4 protein-coding genes are annotated in these 2,986 nt (G+C 36.6%); all 4 read right to left on the reverse strand.

Annotated features, from left to right (window positions below; all coding sequences use genetic code 11):
• On the reverse strand, positions 1 to 291 hold a 291-nt coding region (locus KTI79_RS19010), incomplete at its 3' end, for a carbohydrate porin (RefSeq protein WP_262468841.1).
• 228 nt (positions 292 to 519) lie between these two features.
• Positions 520 to 1,272: an SDR family oxidoreductase gene (locus KTI79_RS19015; protein ID WP_024432730.1), complete on the reverse strand. Its 753-nt coding sequence runs from the start codon at positions 1,270 to 1,272 to the stop codon at positions 520 to 522.
• 8 nt (positions 1,273 to 1,280) lie between these two features.
• Positions 1,281 to 2,093, reverse strand: a complete 813-nt coding sequence (locus tag KTI79_RS19020; protein ID WP_199937276.1) for an aspartate dehydrogenase — start codon at positions 2,091 to 2,093, stop codon at positions 1,281 to 1,283.
• Positions 2,093 to 2,851, reverse strand: coding sequence for an alpha/beta fold hydrolase (locus KTI79_RS19025; protein WP_086375765.1), 759 nt, complete (start codon positions 2,849 to 2,851; stop codon positions 2,093 to 2,095). Before KTI79_RS19025 ends, KTI79_RS19020 begins: the two co-directional genes overlap by 1 nt.
• Positions 2,852 to 2,986: the final 135 nt, after the last annotated feature.

Below are 2,986 nucleotides of genomic sequence, written 5' to 3' on the forward strand. Positions count from 1 at the left end.
TTTATCATCACCAAAATCTTGTAATAACGCCAATGTACCCTTTAGGGCCACTGTAGAATTATCTTTAAATTTATATAATTCCTGAGTGCCAGTTAACTCTACATACTGTTCACACTCGTTACCCAAACGGTATTTGCTTTTTGCACCGTCCAGAAAAAAACAACTTTGTGTATCCCCTTTTTCACTAAAACCAACGCCTGATCTTATATAACCATTAAAATCAAATGCATTTGCTTGAGATATCCCTATTAATGCCATTGGTAATAATGACAATTTACTTAATACTTTCATGTATACGCTCCTATGTAAACGTTTACATAATATTAGCAATAGTTATACCAAGTCAATAAATAAACAATTTTTTATTAAAATTTAAAATAACTTATAATAATCTATTAAAATGATTTAAATTTTATGATTAATATTAAAAACAATATCAATTTTATTTAAAGAGGAAAAATATTTAAAATATTTAATGATAAAAAAAGGAGCATAATGCTCCATTTTTTATCACTTAAACTATCGAGCAGTATATCCACCATCAATAGTAAACATAGCACCTGTTGAGAATGTAGATTCATCTGATGCTAAAAATAGAATCATATTAGCAATATCAATCGGTTCACCCATTTTATTTAAAGGAGAACGTGCTTCTAAGCCTTTTTTAAATGCAACAGGATCTTCAACTTCTTTAAACATTTTATCGTAGTAGCTTGAATTGATAACACCAGGAGCAACGCTATTCACTCGAATACCTTCATTTGCATGATCCAATGCCATAGCACGGGTTAATGCCGCCACACCACCTTTCGCTGCTACATATGCAGCACGATCTGGAATACCAACTACTGAAATAGTAGAAGCTAGATTCACAATAGATCCACCACCGCGTCGAATTAATTCAGGAATTGCGAATTTTGAACAGAGGAATACACCTTTCAAGTTAACATCTATGACGCTATCCCAAAGATCTTCTTCAAGTGTAACAACTGTACCTAAAGTACCAAACCCTGCATTATTAACTAAAATATCCAAGCCACCAAAATGCTCTGCTCCAGCTTTAACCATAGCTTCAACATCAGAACTTTTGGCTACATCTGCTGCTACAGCAAAAGCATTTTCACCAATTTGATCAGCAACTTTTTTTGCATTTTCAAAGTCTCTATCAGCGACAATAACTTTTGCACCTTCTTTTGCAAAAAGTAAAGCTGTTGCTTCGCCAATCCCTGCGCCTGCACCTGTAATAAGTGCAATTTTGCCTTCAAGTCTCATATTATTTCCTAGAATGTCAAACTATGCAGTTGTTTAGTAACTGCTTCTTCAATACTTAATGCTGCTAACCATGAGGTGCGTGGATTTTCAGGTAATGGGTTATTGCTCAAACTGATATCTAAGTTCCCAAAAGATCCTATTGCTGAAACCTCATGAATATTCTTTTCGATAGTCGGATCTGCAATGAGCTCAACCGATGTATCATCAAATCCCAAACCTGATAATGCGACCGCTGCTGTCACATTGGCATTTTTAGGGAACTTAATTGCCGCTTCAGCAGCAGTACCCTTAAAAATACAAGTTGGTTCTTTAATCTGATCTAGATCAAACTCTTGCTCTGCTGGTGACCCTTTCCAAGCTTTTGGAGGTTTTCTACCGCGATATTCAACCGTATTTAATCCCGCAGATTTAGCAGAACGTAATGCATCCAGACCGCCTACGGCACCAGAAACCAAAATTAATCTAGCATCGCCTTGCTTAGCAGCGGACTGTAATTGGTCATTAATCACCGTATCTGCTAGAACACCAATTGATGCGATTACAACATCAATTCCTGCTTGTAAGAGTGATGGAACGTGATGAATAACTGCTGAATGCCCTGCACATTCAATAACAAGGTCGGGTTGCCACTGAATTAAATCTTGAACATTAGTTTCAATGTTTATTGGATTAAATTCAGTCAATACATCATTGTCAGGAGTGGAATTCAGCAGTAAACATAATTCAAGATTTTCTGAATGTGTTTGTAGTGAATGGACAACATATTTACCCATTGCGCCAAAGCCAATAACACCAACACGTTTTATGTGACTCATACTCATTACATAGACTCCCAGAACTTATTTACAATCTCAGCATAAGCAGCAGGTTTAACCTTTGGTGTGAAGTGACCACCACTTAGCTCAACTAATTGAGCATTGCTAATTGCTTGAAAAAGTTGCTTTGAATGTAAAAATGGAATGACATAATCATCATTCGCGCCAATGACTAAAGCTGAATGTTGTATTGAATTGAGTTCCTCTAATCTTGAATAAGACAACAACATATCAATACGCTTTAAAATCATTTCTTTATTAGGGGAATCAGTTGATACCACACCACTTTCCTTTTTAAAGTGATATTCGTAGTATTCCGATGGATATGCGATATAACGAGTTAGCTCGTTATAGGCATGTTCCCCCATTACAGCTAAGGTTTCTTTTCGATAAGTAAAGAAATCAATAAATCGTTGGTCTGGTTTTGCCCAACCACTACTTAAAACTATACTCTTTACTCGATCTGCATAATCCAGAGCTAGGCACTGAGTAACCAAGCTTCCGGTAGAATGTCCTAAAATATGAGCCGAAGGAATTTTGTAATGATCTAAAATCTCTATCACTGCTTCTGCAATTCCAGAAATATTAGGATCACCAATAATTGGGCTTTGACCAACACCCGGATGATCAAGAGTAATGATTTGGTAACGCCCTAATAACTCTTTTTTTACTTCATCCCAAAATGAAGCACGGCCGCCCAAACCAGAAATTAGAACTACTGGTTTGCCACTACCTTCAATGGTATGAAATACATTAATACTCATATTCTCTACTCACGTATTTTTAGTGTATGCAAATACACCCTTGTCCGTGCCTTCGATCTGTTCAATATTTTCAGGTCGTTCAAATGGCTCTGGAGTTGGATCTCCCTCTTTACGTGGACGACCGATGTCCCGGAA

The sequence above is a fragment of the Acinetobacter sp. WU_MDCI_Abxd143 genome (assembly GCF_025514195.1).
Classification (GTDB): domain Bacteria; phylum Pseudomonadota; class Gammaproteobacteria; order Pseudomonadales; family Moraxellaceae; genus Acinetobacter; species Acinetobacter pittii_H.